Source organism: Verrucosispora sp. FIM060022, assembly GCF_003977705.1.
In the GTDB taxonomy this organism is placed as follows: Bacteria; Actinomycetota; Actinomycetes; order Mycobacteriales; family Micromonosporaceae; genus Micromonospora; species Micromonospora gifhornensis.
The window spans coordinates 171998-188736 of the sequence record NZ_RQIV01000006.1 but is presented as its reverse complement, the minus strand read 5'-3'; the positions used below and the strand labels follow the sequence as shown (position 1 = coordinate 188736).

Annotated in this window: 15 protein-coding genes and 5 tRNA genes; 6 read left to right on the top strand and 14 right to left on the bottom strand. The window is 70.2% G+C overall.

Annotation, left to right across the window (positions count from 1 at the left end; all coding sequences use genetic code 11):
* Positions 1 to 34: 34 nt before the first annotated feature.
* The gene (locus EG812_RS18115) at positions 35 to 673 is read right to left on the bottom strand and encodes a response regulator (RefSeq protein WP_013732401.1); all 639 of its coding nucleotides are present in this window, start codon (positions 671 to 673) and stop codon (positions 35 to 37) included.
* 258 nt (positions 674 to 931) lie between these two features.
* Here EG812_RS18115 and EG812_RS18110 point away from each other — a divergent pair, with 258 nt between their 5' ends.
* Complete coding sequence (locus EG812_RS18110) at positions 932 to 1906, top strand: Acg family FMN-binding oxidoreductase (RefSeq protein ID WP_013732400.1); 975 nt, start codon at positions 932 to 934, stop codon at positions 1904 to 1906.
* 6 nt (positions 1907 to 1912) lie between these two features.
* Here the strand turns inward: EG812_RS18110 and EG812_RS18105 are convergent, their stop codons facing one another.
* The 4 genes from EG812_RS18105 to EG812_RS18090 all read right to left on the bottom strand — a co-directional run bounded on the left by EG812_RS18105 (position 1913) and on the right by EG812_RS18090 (position 6749).
* A complete protein-coding gene (locus EG812_RS18105; RefSeq protein WP_126712250.1) occupies positions 1913 to 2926 on the bottom strand; it encodes an NAD-dependent epimerase/dehydratase family protein in 1014 nt (337 codons plus the stop codon).
* A gap of 252 nt (positions 2927 to 3178) precedes the next feature.
* Positions 3179 to 4195 carry a LacI family DNA-binding transcriptional regulator gene (locus tag EG812_RS18100; RefSeq protein WP_126712249.1) on the bottom strand — a complete coding sequence of 339 codons (1017 nt, stop codon included), beginning with the start codon at positions 4193 to 4195 and terminating at the stop codon, positions 3179 to 3181.
* A 187-nt stretch (positions 4196 to 4382) separates the two neighbouring features.
* Positions 4383 to 5402 (bottom strand): LacI family DNA-binding transcriptional regulator, encoded by a 1020-nt coding sequence (locus tag EG812_RS18095; protein WP_126712248.1) that lies wholly within the window; start codon positions 5400 to 5402, stop codon positions 4383 to 4385.
* 54 nt (positions 5403 to 5456) lie between these two features.
* The gene (locus EG812_RS18090; RefSeq protein WP_013732396.1) at positions 5457 to 6749 is read right to left on the bottom strand and encodes an extracellular solute-binding protein; all 1293 of its coding nucleotides are present in this window, start codon (positions 6747 to 6749) and stop codon (positions 5457 to 5459) included.
* 253 nt (positions 6750 to 7002) lie between these two features.
* Between EG812_RS18090 and EG812_RS18085 the strand changes: the two genes are divergently transcribed.
* Together EG812_RS18085 and EG812_RS18080 are read left to right on the top strand one after the other, a co-directional pair.
* Positions 7003 to 8628, top strand: coding sequence for a glycoside hydrolase family 43 protein (locus EG812_RS18085; protein ID WP_126712247.1), 1626 nt, complete (start codon positions 7003 to 7005; stop codon positions 8626 to 8628).
* A 3-nt stretch (positions 8629 to 8631) separates the two neighbouring features.
* The gene (locus EG812_RS18080) at positions 8632 to 9303 is read left to right on the top strand and encodes a polysaccharide deacetylase family protein (RefSeq protein ID WP_232510710.1); all 672 of its coding nucleotides are present in this window, start codon (positions 8632 to 8634) and stop codon (positions 9301 to 9303) included.
* Positions 9304 to 9312: 9 nt separating this feature from the next.
* Here the strand turns inward: EG812_RS18080 and EG812_RS18075 are convergent, their stop codons facing one another.
* Both EG812_RS18075 and EG812_RS18070 read right to left on the bottom strand, forming a co-directional pair.
* Positions 9313 to 10611, bottom strand: coding sequence for an MFS transporter (locus tag EG812_RS18075; RefSeq protein WP_013732393.1), 1299 nt, complete (start codon positions 10609 to 10611; stop codon positions 9313 to 9315).
* Between the two features lie 112 nt (positions 10612 to 10723).
* Complete coding sequence (locus tag EG812_RS18070) at positions 10724 to 11767, bottom strand: saccharopine dehydrogenase family protein (RefSeq protein WP_126712246.1); 1044 nt, start codon at positions 11765 to 11767, stop codon at positions 10724 to 10726.
* A gap of 102 nt (positions 11768 to 11869) precedes the next feature.
* Between EG812_RS18070 and EG812_RS18065 the strand changes: the two genes are divergently transcribed.
* Positions 11870 to 12817 carry a helix-turn-helix domain-containing protein gene (locus tag EG812_RS18065; protein ID WP_126712245.1) on the top strand — a complete coding sequence of 316 codons (948 nt, stop codon included), beginning with the start codon at positions 11870 to 11872 and terminating at the stop codon, positions 12815 to 12817.
* 111 nt (positions 12818 to 12928) lie between these two features.
* Here the strand turns inward: EG812_RS18065 and EG812_RS18060 are convergent.
* Both EG812_RS18060 and EG812_RS18055 read right to left on the bottom strand, forming a co-directional pair.
* A tRNA-Val gene (locus EG812_RS18060) sits at positions 12929 to 13000 on the bottom strand.
* A 40-nt stretch (positions 13001 to 13040) separates the two neighbouring features.
* Positions 13041 to 13113, bottom strand: a tRNA-Gly gene (locus EG812_RS18055).
* A gap of 149 nt (positions 13114 to 13262) precedes the next feature.
* On the opposite strand from EG812_RS18055, the gene EG812_RS18050 reads away from it, so the two are divergent.
* Positions 13263 to 13505, top strand: coding sequence for a DUF6458 family protein (locus tag EG812_RS18050; RefSeq protein ID WP_013732390.1), 243 nt, complete (start codon positions 13263 to 13265; stop codon positions 13503 to 13505).
* Positions 13506 to 13604: 99 nt separating this feature from the next.
* On the opposite strand, the gene EG812_RS18045 is transcribed toward EG812_RS18050, so the two are convergent.
* The 5 genes from EG812_RS18045 to EG812_RS18025 all read right to left on the bottom strand — a co-directional run bounded on the left by EG812_RS18045 (position 13605) and on the right by EG812_RS18025 (position 15815).
* Positions 13605 to 14819, bottom strand: coding sequence for an FAD-dependent monooxygenase (locus EG812_RS18045; protein WP_126712244.1), 1215 nt, complete (start codon positions 14817 to 14819; stop codon positions 13605 to 13607).
* On the bottom strand, positions 14816 to 15412 hold the full coding sequence (locus EG812_RS18040) for a PadR family transcriptional regulator (protein ID WP_013732388.1): 597 nt from the start codon (positions 15410 to 15412) through the stop codon (positions 14816 to 14818). The genes EG812_RS18045 and EG812_RS18040 overlap by 4 nt, the downstream gene beginning before the upstream one ends.
* Before the next feature lie 137 nt (positions 15413 to 15549).
* Positions 15550 to 15624, bottom strand: a tRNA-Val gene (locus EG812_RS18035).
* A 13-nt stretch (positions 15625 to 15637) separates the two neighbouring features.
* Positions 15638 to 15708, bottom strand: a tRNA-Cys gene (locus EG812_RS18030).
* Positions 15709 to 15742: 34 nt separating this feature from the next.
* Positions 15743 to 15815 (bottom strand) — tRNA-Gly (locus tag EG812_RS18025).
* Positions 15816 to 16108: 293 nt separating this feature from the next.
* Between EG812_RS18025 and EG812_RS18020 the strand changes: the two genes are divergently transcribed.
* On the top strand, positions 16109 to 16711 hold the full coding sequence (locus EG812_RS18020; RefSeq protein ID WP_043723486.1) for a TetR/AcrR family transcriptional regulator: 603 nt from the start codon (positions 16109 to 16111) through the stop codon (positions 16709 to 16711).
* Positions 16712 to 16739 lie beyond the last annotated feature (28 nt).

The window sequence follows — 16739 nt, the reverse complement described above, 5'->3', positions numbered from 1 at the left end:
GCGGCCAGGCCCCGGTGGGCCTGGCCGCCGTTGGTCAGTGGCCCTTGCCGAGCAGCCGGGTGGCGAGGACGGCGGCCTGGGTGCGCCGCTCCAGCCCCAGCTTGGCCAGCACGCTTGACACGTAGTTCTTGACGGTCTTCTCGGCCAGGAACATCTTGCCGGCGATCTCCCGGTTGGTCAGCCCTTCGGCCACGTACTCCAGGATGCGCCGTTCCTGCTCGGTGAGGGACTGCAACTCGCGCGGCTGCTCCACGCCGCTGCGGATGCGATCCAGCACCCGGGTGGTGATCGCCGGGTCGAGCAGCGACTGACCGGCCGCCACCCGGCGCACCGCGTCGACCAGGTCGGTGCCGCGGATCTGCTTGAGCACGTAGCCGGAGGCACCGGCCATGATCGCGGCGAACAGCGCCTCGTCGTCCTCGTACGAGGTCAGGATCAATCCCTTGATCGAGGAGTCCACCGCCCGGATGTCCCGGCAGACGTCGATGCCGTTGCCGTCGGGCAGCCGAGCATCGAGGATCGCCACGTCCGGACGCAGTGCGGGGATCCGCCGGGCCGCCTCCTGCGCGGAACCGGACTCACCGACCACCTCTATGTCGCCGCTGGCGTGCAGCAGATCGGCGAGACCACGACGGACGACCTCATGGTCGTCGAGCAAGAACACCCGGATCATCCCCCGTTTCTACCCCCTCCACCCCACCCCCCGCACGGGCCAAAGGTCCCAACCACCCCCTCTCCCCCGCCTCCACCCCTGTTGATCAAGACGTTTGCGTCGTCATCGCGCCGGATCCAGACCGATAGCTCTTGATCAACACGGGCGAAGGGGGGGTGGCCGGGGGTCCTGGGGGGTTGGGACCAGTGGCCCTGCTGTCGGGGGGTGGTGGGAAGGCACCGTGGAAGGGGTAACGGGAGAGTGTGAGGGGGTCCGACCATGGACATCGGCTACAGCGTCGAACAGTTGCGGGTTGCGGCCACCGATGCGGTACGCGCGCCGTCCCTGCACAACGTCCAGCCGTGGCGGTTCCGGCTGCGCGACGGCGGCATCGAGATCCTCGTCGACCCGGCCCGCCGGCTACCCGCCACCGACCCCAGCGGCTGGGGTGCCCGTGTCGCCGCCGGCGCGGCACTGTTCAACCTGCGGCTGGCCCTCGCGGTGGCCGGCCACCCGGCGACGGTCCGGCTGCGACCGTACCCGGCGGAACCGGACGTGGTGGCCCGGCTGATGCCGGACGTGCCACGTCGCCCCACCCCGACCGAACAGAGCCTGTACGCGGCCATTCCCCGCCGGTTCAGCAACCGTGCCCCGTTCTGGCCGGATCCCGTACCCGCCGACGCCCGCTGGCGGCTCAGCGACGCGGCGCGCGCCGAGCACTGCTGGCTGGAACTGCTGATCGGGGTCAGCGCGGTCAACGCGTTCGCCGAAATCGCCAACGGCGCGAACCGAGTCCTGGAACGCGACCCGGCCTACCGGGCGGAACGGCAGGCCTGGATCCGCCGTGAGCACGCCCTCGACGGCGTACCCACCGCTGCCGGCGGCCCTCGTGCCGAGCCACAGGACCTGCTGCCGGCGCGGGGCTTCGGCGACCGGTGCCGCCCGCCCGGCCGCGACTTCGAACCCGAACCGCTGGTCGCGGTGCTCGGCTCGACCGGCAACACCGCCGTCGACCAGGTCGTCGCCGGTCAGGCGTTGCAGCGGGTGCTGCTCACCGCCACCGACTGCGGATTGTCGGTGTCGATGCTGTCCCAACCGGTGGAGGTGCCCTCGGCGCGGGAGCAGTTGCGCGTGTCGCTGGGACGCTTCGGCGCCCCCCAGATGGTGATGCGCATCGGGTACGGCCAACCCGGCTGGCCCACCCCGCGTCGGGACGTCGACGAGGTGCTGGACCTGCCGGTGCACCAGGTGTAGCGGCGGCTACCCGGTCCGGTCCGCGGTGGGCGTGGCGAGCAGGGCGGCCTCCCGCTGCGGGTCGAGACCGACCGGCGGCCGGGCCGGTCGACCGGCCCGGGACGGCAGTTCGCCGACCCGGCGCAACCACGACCAGGTGTCGGCCACCGTGTCGGCCAGTGGCCGACAGCGCAGTCCGTCGGCGTACGCGCGGGTGACGTCCTTCTCCTGCATCCACCGCCATTCGTGGCCCGGCGGAATCCAGATCGGCAGGTCGTTCCACGGCACCACCCCGGCGGCGAGGATGCGCTCCGGCTCGACCCAGCGCAGCCGGGCGTCGGCACCCGTGACGGTACGACAGGCGTCGAGCAGTTCGCCGAAGGTGGCCGACCCGGGCCGACCGACCACGTTGACCGGCCCGCCACGGCGTGCGCTGCCGGCGTCCAGCAGGAAGGCGGCCAGGTCCCGGACGTCGATGTACTGCACCGGCAGGTCCGCGGGTCCCGGTGCCAGCACGTCGCCGCCGCGCGCGATGCGACTCAGCCACCACGGCAGCCGACCGATGTCCTCGCCGGGACCGAGGATCAGCCCGGCCCGGGCCAGCAACACGCGCTCGCCGAACACCTCGCGCAGGGCCCGTTCGGCGCCGGCCTTCACCTGCGGGTAGTCGCCCTCGGTGGCGTCCGGGTCGGCGTCCACCACCGGGCTCTGCTCGGTCACCCCGACCGGCACCGGCGGAGCGTAGACGGAGCCGCTGGAGACGTAGACGTAGTGGCCGATCCGACCGTCCAGCAGCCGCGCCACCGTCCGCGCCGCCCTGGGTGCGCCGTCCCAGGTGTCGACGACCAGGTCCCACTCGCCGTCGGCGAGAGCGGCCAGCCCGTCGGGGGCGAGGCGGTCACCCACCAGCCGTCGTACGCCGGCCGGCGCAGCCCCGTGCCGCCCCCGGTTGAACACCGTCACCGACCAGCCACGAGTCAACGCTTCCCGGACCGTCGCCCCGCCGACGAATCCCGTCCCACCCAGCATCAGCAGTCGCATACCGCCACCCTGCCGTCGCTTGCGGACGGACGGGAGTCCGGTTCGCCGTCAGCGGATCTGCCGACGGCAGAACGAGGGTGCCCGCGCCGGCCGGACGATCAGTTGTCCGGTCGACGCGGGCCAGGTTCGGCGGTGCCGCGGGCACGGCGGGCGACCACCTGATCACGTCGTTACGAGAACGGGTGACCGACTCCATCGTCGGCGGCGGCCGATACGTCGGTCAACAACTTCCGGAAAATTATCGGTAGATTGCTATGCGGCCGGGGCCGCACTGTCCCGGATCACGAGTTCGGTGGCCAACTCCACCCGGGGGCTCTCCACCCGCTCCCCCTTGGCCAGCCGCAGCACCGTACGCGCGGCCAGCATCCCCATCTCGCTCAGCGGTTGACGTACGGTGGTCAGCGGCGGCGAGCACCAGCGCACCTCAGGCAGGTCGTCGAAGCCGACCACGCTGATGTCGTCCGGAATGCGCAGCCCACGCCGTCGTACGGCCTCGTAGACGCCCAACGCCATCTGGTCGCTCGACGCGAAGATCGCCGTCGGCGGATCCGCCAGCCCCAGCAGTCGCCCGCCACCGACGAAGCCGGCCTCGTGGTAGAAGTCGCCGGGGCAGACAAGTGCCTCGTCGAAGGCGATCCCGGCGGCCTCCAGGGCGGCCCGGTAGCCGTCCATCCGGGCCCGACTGCACATCAGCTGCGGCGGCCCGGCGATGAACCCGATCCGCCGGTGCCCCAGGCCGATCAGGTACTCGGTGGCGCGCAGTCCACCGGCCCAGTTGGCGGCACCGATCGTCGGCGCCTCCTGGGCCGGCAGTCCGTCCGCGTCGACGATCACCACGGGCACGTCGAGCCGACGCAACTCGGCCTGCAGCGGCGCTTCGACCATAGAGGTCACGAAGATCACGCCCTCGGTGCCGCGCCGCCGCATGCCGTCGAGCCACTGTTCCGCGGAGGTGTTCTGGCGGTGGATGGCGGAGACCACCGTGCCCACCCCGGCGCCGTGCGCCACGTCCTCGACCCCGCGGATGATCTCCACCGCCCACGGACTGTCCAGGTCGTTGAAAACCAGATCCACCAACCCCGAACTCGCCCGCATACTCGGCGGCCGACGCCGATAACCATGCCGCGACAGCAGCTCCTCCACCCGCTGACGCGTCTGCGGAGCCACATCCGAACGACCATTGATCACCCGCGACACCGTCGGCACCGACACCCCGGCCAGGTCGGCGATCACGGAGATGGTGACTTTGCGGGTCTCTCTGGCAGCCACAGCACTCCCAACCGGTACGGCGACAGCCCGCGCGGCGACGAGGAGCGGCCGGGACGGGCTGCCGGCTGCCTCCCCTACCCTAGTGCCGAGAAATTCCAGCCGCCTACCGGTAATTGGTGCAATTCACATCGGGCCAACGGCCAACGCACGGCAGCGGTCGGGCTGCTGCCGTGCTGCCCCGGCCAGGTCAGACCTTGGGCGGTGCCGCACTGTCCCGAATCACGAGTTCGGTGGCCAACTCCACCCGGGGGCTCTCCACCTTCTCCCCCTTGGCCAGCCGCAGCACCGTACGCGCGGCCAGCATCCCCATCTGGGCCAACGGTTGACGCACCGTGGTCAGCGGCGGCGAGCACCAGCGCACCTCGGGCAGGTCGTCGAAGCCGACCACGCTGATGTCGCCGGGCATCCGCAGCCCGCGTTGCCGTACCGCCTCGTAGACACCCAACGCCATCTGGTCGCTCGACGCGAAGATCGCCGTCGGCGGGTCCGCCAGCGCCAGCAACCGCGCCCCGCCCGCGAACCCGGCCTCGTGGTAGAAGTTGCCGGGCTGGATCAGCCGGTCGTCGATCGGCAGTCCGGCGGCTTCCAGGGCGGCCCGGTAGCCGTCCATCCGGGCCCGACTGCACATCAGCTGCGGCAGTCCGGCGATGAACCCGATCCGCCGATGGCCCAGGCCGATCAGGTACTCGGTGGCGCGCAGGCTGCCCGCCCAGTTGGTGGCGCCGATGGTCGGCGCGTCCTGGGAGGGGACACCGGCCGGGTCGACGATCACCACGGGAATGTTGAGCCGGCGCAACTCGGCCTGCTGCGGTGGCTCAAGGGTGGAGGTCACGAAGATGACCCCCTCGGTGGACCGGGTCCGAATGTTGTCGAGCCACTGCTTGGCCGACGATGTACGGCGGTGGATGGCGGAGACCACCGTGCCCACCCCCGCGGCGTGCGCCACGTCCTCGACCCCGCGGATGATCTCCACCGCCCACGGACTGTCCAGGTCGTTGAAAACCAGATCCACCAACCCCGAACTCGCCCGCATACTCGGCGGCCGACGCCGATAACCATGCCGCGACAGCAACTCCTCCACCCGCTGACGCGTCTGCGGAGCCACATCCGAACGACCATTGATCACCCGCGACACCGTCGGCACCGACACCCCGGCCAGACGGGCGATCGCCGCGATGGTCACCGTGCGGTTGTCGTTGGCACCCACGCGGCCCTCCCTCTTGCTCACTTTTCCTTGCCGGCCGTCGGCCGACGGACATCACTACTGCTTCTGCGCAACTCGGGTGATGTCCTTGACGATCTGCTCCGGCTTCTTGGAACCGACGATCAGATCGGCGACGCTCTTGTTGATCTGCTCGCCGACAGCCGGCGGGAAAGCCTGGTCGAGATAGAGCTGGAACCCGCTGGCGACAGCCAGATGCGCCGCGACCACCTGGTTGTTCGGGTCCTTGATCCGACCGACGGCCGCCAGGTTGGTGGGCAGCACCGCGCCGGTCTCCGCCGCCCAACGCTGGTTCTCCGACCGCAGCAGCGACCGCAGGAAATCCACTGTGGCCGGTGGCGCGTTACGGCCGACCGCGAAGCCGTTGCCACCGCCGAAGGCGTCGGTGGCCTCGCCCTTGCCACCCTCCACCGTCGGGAAGGTGAAGAAGCCGAGTTGCCCGCCGATGCCGAGCTTGCTGGTCGACGACGACGCCTGGATGGAGGGGGCCCACTGGCCCATCAACTCCATGGCCGCCTCGCCGTTGCCCATCGCCGCGGCCTGCCCGTTCGACGACCCGTACTCGGCGCGCCGGAAGCCCGGCTGGAACGGTTGCAGGTCGATCAGCTGGCGGAAGTGTTCGCCGGCCGCCACGAAGTCCGGAGTGTTGAAGTTGCCGTCCTCAGCCGCCTGTCGCAACGCACCCAGGCCACCGATCCGCATCGCCAGGTACGCCCAGTAGTAGTGCCCGGGCCACTTGTCCTTGCCGGCCAACGCGATGGGCACGATGCCCGCGGACTTGAGCTTCTGAACCGTGGTCAGCAACTGGGCCCAGGTGGTCGGTGGCGAGGTGATCCCGGCCTCGGCGAAGAGGTCACGGTTGTACCAGAAACCGATCATGCCGATGTCGAACGGGATGCCGTAGATCCGGCCGTCGATGGTGTACGGCTGCAACGCGGCCGGCAGCAGTTGGCCGATCCACGGCGACACCTCCGAGGTGATGTCCTTGACCAGCCCCGCCTCGGCCTGTTCGCGCAGCAGGCCACCACCCCAGGACTGGAACAGGTCCGGCGGCGAGCCCGCCTTGGTGACCTTGGCCAGTTCCGCCTTGAAGACCTCGTTCTCCAGCGGATTGACCTCGATGGTGATCTTGTCATGCCGGGTGGTGTACAACCGCGCCATCTCGGCCCACACCGGCAGCATGGGATCGGTGTTCTGGATGTGCCACCAGTCGATCTGTTGTGGACTGGTCGGGCCGCTGGGCTCGTCGTCCGCACAGCCGCCGAGCAGAACCGCGCCGACACCCGCACCAGCCAGGCCGAGCAGCGATCTGCGGGAAACGTGCGTTGTCATGCCTCATCCCTTTCAACCATGTGACGTGCGCGCGCAACACCACAAACGGCGAGAGGCCAGTCGGCAGCCCGAAAGTTTTCAGCCTGATGCCGGTATTTTCGAGGTGATGGCCGGCACGTTACGACGCGTTGACACACGCGGTCAAGAGGGGTGTCGCAAGGAGACGCCAGCCGATACCGTGAGGGCAATCCTGGCGTGTCCAACGGCGAATTTTCCGGAAGTAGTCCGGGATCAGAGCCTGAAGGAGTCGAACATGTCGACCGAGACCGCAGACGTGACGACCACCCGGTCGATCCGCAATCCCGTGCTCCCCGGCTTCCATCCGGACCCGTCCATTCTGCGGGTCGGCGACGACTACTACCTGGCCACCTCGACCTTCGAGTGGTACCCGGGGGTACGCGTACACCACTCCAGAGACCTCGTCCACTGGCGGGCGCTGGGCGGCATCGTCACCGAACGCCGGCTGCTCGACCTGCGCGGCTGCGGCGACTCCAACGGCATCTGGGCTCCCGACCTCACCTGGCACGACGGGCTGTTCCACCTCGTCTACAGCGACGTGGCCAGCTTCGCCAGCGGCTACTGGGACGCCCAGAACTTCCTCACCACCGCACCGGCCATCACCGGCCCCTGGTCGGATCCGGTCCGGCTGCACTCGCACGGCTTCGACGCCTCACTGTTCCACGACGACGACGGCACGGTGTGGCTGCTGGCCATGAGCGCCGACTGGCGTCCCGGCCGCAACCGCTTCGGCGGCATCGAGATCCAGCAGTACGATCCCGACCGCCGGCAACTGGTCGGCCCGACCCGACTCATCTTCACCGGCACCGAGGTCGGCCTGACCGAGGCACCGCACATCTACCGCCACGACGGGTGGTACTGGCTGGTCACCGCCGAGGGCGGGACCAGCTGGGAACACCAGGTCACGGTCGCGCGCTCGCGTGAGCTGTTCGGGCCGTACGAGGTCGACCCGGCCGGGCCGCTGCTCACCTCGGTGGGCCGACCGGATCTCACCCTGCAGAAGGCCGGCCACGGCAGCCTGGTCCGCACCCAGCACGGCGAGTGGTACCTCGCCCACCTGGTCGGCCGCCCCTACACCCCGCTGGGCAACTGCGTCCTCGGCCGGGAAACCGCCCTGCAGAAGGTCGAATGGTCCCCCGGCGGCTGGCCGCGGATCCCCGGCGGCATTCCGGCCGACGAGATCGCCGCCCCCGACCTGCCGGCCCATCCGTGGCCAGCCGAACCGGCCACCGACCACTTCGACACGCCGGAACTGGCCAGCTGGTGGTCCACCCTGCGCCGGCCCGCCACCGACGACTGGATCGACCTGCGGTCGCGCCCCTCGCATCTGCGCGTCTACGGAGGTCAGTCGCCGGTCGGGAAGCAGACGCCGAGCCTGGTGGCACGGCGGGTCGGTGCACCACGCTGCTCGCTGGAGACGGTCGTCGAGTTCGACCCCGGCAACCACCGTCACCTGGCTGGCATCACCGGCTACTACAACACCCAGAACTGGCACTATCTGTATCTGACCCGGGCCGACGACGGGCGGACCGTGCTGGAGCTGCTCAGCTGCGACAGCGGACGACGCACCGCGTACCCCGAACTCACTGTCGACACCGGCGGTGCCCGCCGGGTCGGGCTACGGGTGAGATTCGACGGCCCGGCGTTGCACTTCGCGTACGACCTCGGCGACGGCTGGCGAGAACTGCCCGTCACTCTCGACGCCACCATCCTCTCCGACGAGCACGCAGCCCAGATCGTCGACGGGGAACCCGCCGCCTGGGGCTTCACCGGCGCCCTACTCGGCCTCTGGGTGCAGGACATCGGCGGCGACGGCCACTACGCCGACTTCGACCACGCCACCTACCACCAAAAGGGCTGACCGATGTCCCCGCACCCCGCACCCCCGATGACCGCGCGGCACAGCAGTTCCATGCCGGGCGTCCCGGCCTGCCCCGAAGCGACGATCGGCACCGACCGCGTCCTCTGTCTCACCTTCGACGACGGACCGCATCCGGTGCACACCCCACGCCTGCTCGACGTGCTCGCCGCCCACGATGTGCCGGCGGTCTTCTTCCTGCAGGGCGACCAGGCCGCCAGCCACCCGGACCTGGTCCGTCGGATCGTCGCCGCCGGGCACGCGCTGGGCAACCACAGCATGCATCACGACGACATGAGCGACTGGACCCCCGGCCGGATCGCCTCAGACCTGCTGGAAACCAACGCGGTCATCCGCCGGGCCGTGCCGCAGGCGCCACTGCCCTACTTCCGGGCCCCGTACGGCGCCTGGGGTCAGAGCCCGACCGTGGCGACCGCGTTGGGGATGCGGCCGATGGGTTGGCAGTTGGCCGTGACCGACTGGGTGCCTCCCGGCACCGACGAGTTGGCCCGCCGCCTCACCGAGGGCGTCACCCCCGGCGCGGTGGTGCTGCTGCACGACGGCGGCGGCGACCGCAGCCAGACCGTCGACGCAGTCGACCTTGTCATCCCACCACTACTGGCCGACGGCTGGCGGTTCGCCCTGCCCGCACCAACCGGAGCCTCCACCGGCAGGTGAACCGACACGTTACTGGTGAGCCTTGATCAGGGTCTGCTCGCCCTGGCTGACATCGGACGAAACCGGGCCGACCGTTCTGCCCTTCACCGCCCGCCAGATCGCGATCGCCGCGGCGATGACGCCGAAGGCCACCGTCAGCACCGCTGCGGCCAGGATGGTGAACTCGGCACCGACGCCGGTGATCAACGGCCCGGCGGTGATGGTGCCCAGCGGCACGGACAGCGTCGCGATCGCGGCGTACGCGGCGAGGACCGGTGCTCTGCCGGCACCGTCGGTGCTGCGTTGCAGCAACGCCATCGTGGCGGCCGGGTACGGCGCCCAGATCAGGCCACCGATCGCGATGGCGACCAGGGCCACGCCTGTCGGTGCGCCGAGCCCGAGGGGTAGCAGTGCCGCACCCCAGCCGACGACGATGGCGATGATGGTCGGCCACAGCCGCCAACGGCGCAGGTAGCCGGCGGCGAATCCGCCGATCAGCGCCCCGGCGCCGAACGCCGTCCAGAACGCGGCAAGGGTGCCGGCGGAGTTGCCGAGCGACTCGGCGACGTGGATCGGCAACGCCACCTGCACAGGCCCGTAGAGGAAGAAGAACCCGAAGGTCAGCGTGGACAGTCCGAGCAACGGGCGATCGCGCCAGATCGCGGCGAAGCCGGCGAGGCTCGATGCCTGCCGCTGCTCGATGGGGGCCCGAGCCGCCCTCGGCACGGCGATCAGGTAGCTGACCGCGAGGACGGCGTACGTGCCGGCGGCGACGGCGATGACGAGCACCGGCCCGGCGGCCGCGATGAGCAGCGCCGCCAGGGCCGGCCCGATCAGGGTCGACGCCTCGCTGAACAGTCCGATGAGCGCGTTGCCCGCCAGCCGGTGCTCGACCGGCAGCAGCTCCGCGATGAGGGTGAACCGGCCGGCCGACCCCCACGAGCGCAGCAGTGCGGAGCATCCGAGCAGCAGCGTGAACCACCTGATGTCGAGGGCTCCGGCGAGGTGGACGACGGGGATCGCCCCGAGCATCACCGCTCGGAGGACAGCGTCCCAGGCGGCCAGCTGAGCCCCGCTGCGCCCACTGAGCGCCCGGGCGAACAGCACGGTGCCGAGGGCACCCGGCAGCGTGTACGCGGCGACCGCGGCGGCCACCCAGACACCGGCGTTCGCCCGGGGCGCCAGCTGGATGGCCAGCCAGCTGACCGCCAGCAGCGCCATCCCCTCCCCGAGGTACGACAGCGCGAAGCCCGGCAGCAGCCGCCGCAGGATCCGGTGCCGGACCACCGGCCAGTAGGGTGACGAACGAACGAACGCCGGGGTGCCCATGCGGGAAGTCTGGCAGCCCGATCGATCATTGCGGCCCAGGCTTAGCGCCCGGCAGAACGCGGATCACCGCCTGCTCATTGAGCACACTACTGGCCGCGGTCTCGATCGCTGGTCAGCCGCGTATGCCAGGTGAGAGATGCAGTGAGAGGTGCGAGGAGATGGCGCGGAGGAAATCCGGGGCGTCGAAGATCGCGCCCGCGGAGGCCACGCCGGTGCCCCTGGTCCGGCCCGTGAGGATGCGGTCGACGGCCTCCACCGCGAGGGGTGCGCTGACGGCGTAGATGTCCTGGCCGGCGGCGGCCAGGCGGCGTTCCGTTCCGCCGGAGCGAACGAGGACGTCGACGACGAAGGTCTGCGCGGAACGGCCGCGCTCATCGACGGCGTCCGGCGCCGAAGCGTACGGAGCGGAGAGCTCCGCGGCCGCCTTGGCGGTCATGTAGGTGCGAATCTCCGGGACGGTCAGGTGGCTGGCAATGGTGACGATGTCGGCCATGGTGAACTCTGCGATGACGCTCTGCGGGCCGAGCGGAGCAGGGAAGTGCCACTGCACGGTCGGCAGGGCATCGTCGTGGTACTCCACGTGTCCGCCGGTGTAGCGGACCCGCCGGCCACCGCGTCGCTGCTGCGACACCACACCCGAAGCGACCGTTCCGCCGGTGGGGCGCCAACTGCTCAGGCCGTAGGCGACGTGCACCTCGTCGGCCGTCGTCCAGTCGCCCATCGCGGTGGTGACCAGCAGGTCACCGAGGCCACCGTAGAAAGCCATCGCTGGCACCACCACGGTGCCCGCGGCGTTGGCGCGCTCCGCGAAGTGCGCGAACGTGTCGAGGTTCGCCTCGATCTCGGCCGCCACGTCGACGTACGCGATGCCGGCGCGTAGCGCCGCCTCGACCATCGGGGCCACCGTGGCGGCGAAGGGCCCAGCGCAGTTGATCACGGCGGCTACGCCCTCCAGCGCACGGTCGATCGAGGCCGGATCGTCGACCGAGGCCTGACGCACCCCGAGCCCCGGATGGGTCTGCACAAGCGCCCGCAACTTGTCCTGGTCGCGGCCGAGGAGCAGCGGGACGTATCGGCGCTCGCGTAACTCCGCGACCACGAAGCGCCCAGTGTGCCCGTACGCGCCGAACACCGCCACGGTCTGACCTGATCCCACGCCTGCTCCCAGGTACTCGAAGTGATCCACTGCGGACAATCCTTTCCCTGTCGACCAACCCGGACCAGTGTCTGAAACGACACGCCTCGTACAATTCCCGACATGAGTCCTGCGCGGCGCTCCGTTGCGGTCGCCGCTACCCACGGGATGCTGCACTTCGAGCTGGGCCTGGCCTACGAAGTCTTCGGCTCCAAGCCGGACGTCGTGCCAGGCCCCTGGTACGACGTCCGGGTGTGTGGCACGGCCACCGTCCGGGTCGGCCGGTTCCTGCTGGAGCCGGACTGCGGGCTCGACCGGCTGGCAGATGCCGGCACCGTGATCGTCCCCGCCCTGGCCGATGTCGACGAGGAGCCACCGGCCGACCTGGTCGAGGCGGTGCGTGCGGCCCACGCGTCAGGCGCGCGGGTGGTCTCCCTGTGTACGGGCGTGTTCGTGCTCGCCGCCGCCGGCCTGCTGGACGGGTTGTGCGCGACCACGCACTGGGCCCACACCGAGCAACTGGCCACGCGCTACCCCCTGGTGAAGGTCGACCCGGATGTGCTCTATGTCGACAACGGCAGCGTGCTCACGTCCGCGGGCAAGGCTGCGGCGATGGACCTGTGCCTCCATCTCGTCCGCCGCGACCACGGCTCGGCGATCGCCAACGTCGTCGCCCGCCGCCTGGTCGTGCCGCCGCACCGAGACGGTGGCCAGGCCCAGTTCGTCACCACACCGGTACCCGCCCACGACGACCATCCCCTCGCCACGTTGCTCCCCTGGGTGATGCGGCGGCTGGACCAGCCGCTGACCGTGGAGGACCTGGCCCGCCAGGCGAACATGAGCTCGCGCCACCTGGCCCGCCACTTCCACGCGGTAACCGGCACCACCCCATTGCAGTGGCTGCTGACGCAGCGGATCCGCCGCGCACAGGAACTGCTGGAGACCACGGACGACAGCATCGACACCATCGCCTCGACTGCGGGCATGGGCACTGCGACGACCCTGCGCCGCCACTTCCACCGCACCGTCGGCGTACCGCCGGACACCTACCGTCGCACGTTCCGAGGATGAGGACACGGTCCTCGCCCCGACCGCACCCGGCACCCTGTGCGAACCACTAAAAAAGCGGCCTGATCAGCGAGTTCATCGCTGTGGCAGGCCGCGCTTGGTACGCATTTCGAGTGGGCGATACTGGGTTTGAACCAGTGACCTCTTCCGTGTCAAGGAAGCGCGCTCCCACTGCGCCAATCGCCCGTGGTGACCGCCACACCCGATCGGGTGTGGGCGAATCGCGAGCGGACGACGGGATTCGAACCCGCGACCCTCACCTTGGCAAGGTGATGCGCTACCAGCTGCGCTACGTCCGCCTGCCCCGGCACCGCCGGGGACGCGCCAACTGTACCCGATGACAAGATCGCCCGAGTGGGCACCCCACAGTGCGGGTGATTGCGCCGGTCACCGCCGGGGTACAGAGCCCTTCGACAGCACACCGCATCCCCGGAAAAAGGAGGCTGTCATGGGTATCGGCACCAGTATTTTTCTGCTCGCGGTGGGCGCCATCCTCACCTTCGCGCTCAACGCCAGCATCGGCGGTCTGGACCTGGACGTCGTCGGCTGGATTCTGATGGCAGCCGGTGTGGTCGGCCTGATCATGACCACGCTCGTCTGGGGACGCCGGCGTGAGGTGGTCGCCACGACCGAGGAGCCGGTGGAGTACCGCCGCGTCGAGGAGCGTCGGGACGTCGCACCGCCGCTGTGACCAGCGGTCGAGCAAACTGAGCGGTCAAAACGACGGTGGCGGCTACCGAAGTCGGTGGCCGCCACCGTCGTGTCCGGGCGCGGATCGCAGCGCCGCCGGTCAGTGTTGCGCCAGCTCCGCGCTGACCGGGGCGTCCCAGTCGATGCGGTAACGCTGTTCGGCGCCGAGGGACCGTTCCGGGTTGAGGAAGGTACGCAGCGCCAGCGGCATCATGATCCGCATCATCCGCTTCGCGACCGGTCCGGCCGTCTTGGTGGAGGTGGTCTGCCGGCCACGGCGGACCACCTTCTCCACCCGCGGGCGACGCAACCGTTCGTAGGCGGTCAACGCCGCCGGCAGGTCAGGGTGGTCGCGCAGGCAGCGCGCCAGCTGCACGGCGCTCTCCACGGCCAGTGACGCGCCCTGGCCGGAACTGGGTGACGGGGCGTGCACCGCGTCGCCTACCAGGACCATCCGATCGCGGTACCAGTGCGGCACCGACGGCATGCTCTCGATCGACCCGATCGCCACCACGTCGGCGGCTTCGGTGTGCGCGAGCACCTGGTGGGCCGGCACGTCGTCGGCGTACACCTCGCGCAGCCGGTGCAGCCACTGGTCCGGCGGGGTCTGGTTGGCCTCGGCCCAGGTGGTCGGTCGCGGGTCGGGCACGTTGGCGAACCAGGCCGTCCGGCCGTCCGGCTCGACCCAGTAGCCGAAGAACCCCCGGGAGCCGAAGACCAGGTACATCGCCTCCGGATCGGCGTCGGGCACCGCGTACCGGGCGGCGCCGCCGAGGTTGAGCAGCGGCAGCACCTGCGGGTCGGGGGCGGCCGGATCGATCAGGGTACGCACCCGGGAGCGGATGCCGTCGGCACCGATCAGCAGGTCGGCGGTGGCGGTCGAGCCGTCGCCGAACCGGGCCAGCACCCCGTCGGTGGTCGACTCGGCGTCGACGAGGCGCTTGCCGTACACGATGGGCACGCCCTGCGCCTCGGCCCGCTCACGCAGGGCCCGTGCCAGGTCGTCGCGCCACAGACCGACGGTGACCGGCTCCACCGCGACGTGCGGAAGGGTGCCGATCAGCCCGCCGCGACCGTCGGTGATCACCGTTCGGCGCATCGGCAGGCCGACCTCCCGGACGGCCTGCTCGGCGTCGACGGCGCGCAGCGCGGCGAGCCCGTTGGGGGCCAGGGTCAGGGTGACGCCGGCACCGTCGGCGGCCGACGGGTGGCCCTCGTACACCGTGGCTTCGATCCCGGCGCGGCGCAGGGCCATCGCGGTCACCGGCCCGGCGATGCCACCGCCGACGACCAGGGCGGTACGGACAGCTGTCATGTTCGATCCCCCATGGTTTCCTGCCAGGACCTGGCGTAGTCCGGCTGCTTGAGCGACTCGATGAGGTCGGCGACGAACCGCCGTTCCGCCTCCAGCAGGGCGAGGCTGTACTCCTCCTCGACCAGGTAGATCCAGGCGAGACCGTCGGCGCGGGCCTCGGCCACGGTGGTCCGGGTCTCCTCGATCTGCCCGGCCAGCGCCGCCGAGCGGCGGCGCAGCACCTCGACTGCCTCGTCGGGCGGCAACAGGCTCAACAGGGACAGCGCGACGGCGAAGTGCGGGTACTCCTGGCGTGGCTGGGCGAGCAGCGTACGCAGCCAGTCGTGCACCTCGTGCCGGCCCTCGTCGGTGATCGCGTACACGGTCCGCTCGGGTCGGGCGCTGTCTCGGACGGTTTCCTGTGGTGCGACGAAGCCCGCCCGGGTGAGCTGCTCCATCACCATGTACAGCGAGCTGCGGGTGTAGCGGATCTGCCGGTCCTGGCCGGCCTGCTTGAGCCGCCGCCCCAACTCGTACGGATGCATGGGCTCCCAGAGCAGCCAGGCGAGCACGGCCAGGGCCAGCGGGTTGGGAACCTTGCGTCGGCGCTCCACGCCACCTCCTTAGTCAGTACTGACTATGCAGGACTGACTAAAGGCCCGTCAACGATGAGCGGAGTAAGGAGCTGGCAGCGCGAAACGACGAAGCCCGTCACCGCGATCCGGTGACGGGCTTCGTCGTCAAATTCATCTGGTGGGCGATACTGGGTTTGAACCAGTGACCTCTTCCGTGTCAAGGAAGCGCGCTCCCACTGCGCCAATCGCCCTTGCTGTTGTCCGAGGTGGGGACGGGATTTGAACCCGCGTACACGGCTTTGCAGGCCGTTGCCTCGCCTCTCGGCCACCCCACCGAGGTTGCCCCCGTCAAGCGTGGCGGCAGCTCCGAGCGGACGACGGGATTCGAACCCGCGACCCTCACCTTGGCAAGGTGATGCGCTACCAGCTGCGCTACGTCCGCGTGCCCCCGGCGCGTTCTCCGGTGACGGATGAGAACTTTAGCCGAGCCATGGAACGGTTGCCAAATCGGGTACCACCCTCCGGCGAGTCAGAAACGCTCCGCCCTCGTCGGAAACCTCCACCGCCGGGCTTCCTAGGAGGATGGGTAGGTGGGCTTGCCGCGCAGGCCGGGAAGGTGAATGCCGAACGAGAAAATTCCCCACGAACAATTGTCTGGTGTCCGACTGTCGCAAGATGGATCTACCGGGCTTTGGTGACAGGCCGTATCCGCTTCGATGGGCTACGGTGACGGACGTGACGAGACGTGCGGCTGAAATCCGCCTGGATGCCCTGCTACGCACCGCGTGTGACGTGATTGCGCAGCGCGGATTGGCGAACACCCGCACGGCGGACGTGGCGCAGGCCGCCGGGGTGAGTCAGGCACTTGTCTTCTACCACTTCGCCACCAAGGAACGCCTGCTCGCGCAGGCGTTCGCCTACGCCGTCGAGCAGGACCTGGCCCGGCTGGACGCGATCACCCGGTCCAACGCCCCGCCGCTGACCAAACTGCGGCGCATCCTGCGGCTCTACACCCCCACCGGGCGGCCCACCTCCTGGTCGATGTGGATCGACGGCTGGTCGGAGTCACTGCGTACCCCCGAACTGGAGAAGTTGTCCCGCCGCCTGGACCTGCGCTGGCGGCAGGACCTCGCCGCGGTCATCTCCGACGGCGTACGCGAGGGGGTCTTCGAGTGCGCGGACCCGGCCGGCGCGGCGTGGCGGATCAGCGCGGTGATGGACGGCCTGGCGGTGCAACTCGCGGTGCACGAGCGGGTGATCTCCCGCCGGCAGTTCGCCGAATGGGTACGCCTGGTGGCCGCTCGGGAACTCGGGCTCGACCCGACACAACTGGACTGAGCCCGGGAACCGGTCACCGGCGGCGCTC

Bases quoted from the DNA above. Each gene is read 5' to 3' on its own strand.
- EG812_RS18085 (WP_126712247.1), top strand. From the start codon at position 7,003: ATGTCGACCGAGACCGCAGACGTGACGACCACCCGGTCGATCCGCAAT.
- EG812_RS18090 (WP_013732396.1), bottom strand. From the start codon at position 6,749: ATGACAACGCACGTTTCCCGCAGATCGCTGCTCGGCCTGGCTGGTGCG.
- EG812_RS18080 (WP_232510710.1), top strand. From the start codon at position 8,632: ATGTCCCCGCACCCCGCACCCCCGATGACCGCGCGGCACAGCAGTTCC.
- EG812_RS18115 (WP_013732401.1), bottom strand. From the start codon at position 673: ATGATCCGGGTGTTCTTGCTCGACGACCATGAGGTCGTCCGTCGTGGT.
- EG812_RS18105 (WP_126712250.1), bottom strand. From the start codon at position 2,926: ATGCGACTGCTGATGCTGGGTGGGACGGGATTCGTCGGCGGGGCGACG.
- EG812_RS18110 (WP_013732400.1), top strand. From the start codon at position 932: ATGGACATCGGCTACAGCGTCGAACAGTTGCGGGTTGCGGCCACCGAT.
- EG812_RS18045 (WP_126712244.1), bottom strand. From the start codon at position 14,819: ATGACAGCTGTCCGTACCGCCCTGGTCGTCGGCGGTGGCATCGCCGGG.
- EG812_RS18050 (WP_013732390.1), top strand. From the start codon at position 13,263: ATGGGTATCGGCACCAGTATTTTTCTGCTCGCGGTGGGCGCCATCCTC.
- EG812_RS18075 (WP_013732393.1), bottom strand. From the start codon at position 10,611: ATGGGCACCCCGGCGTTCGTTCGTTCGTCACCCTACTGGCCGGTGGTC.
- EG812_RS18065 (WP_126712245.1), top strand. From the start codon at position 11,870: ATGAGTCCTGCGCGGCGCTCCGTTGCGGTCGCCGCTACCCACGGGATG.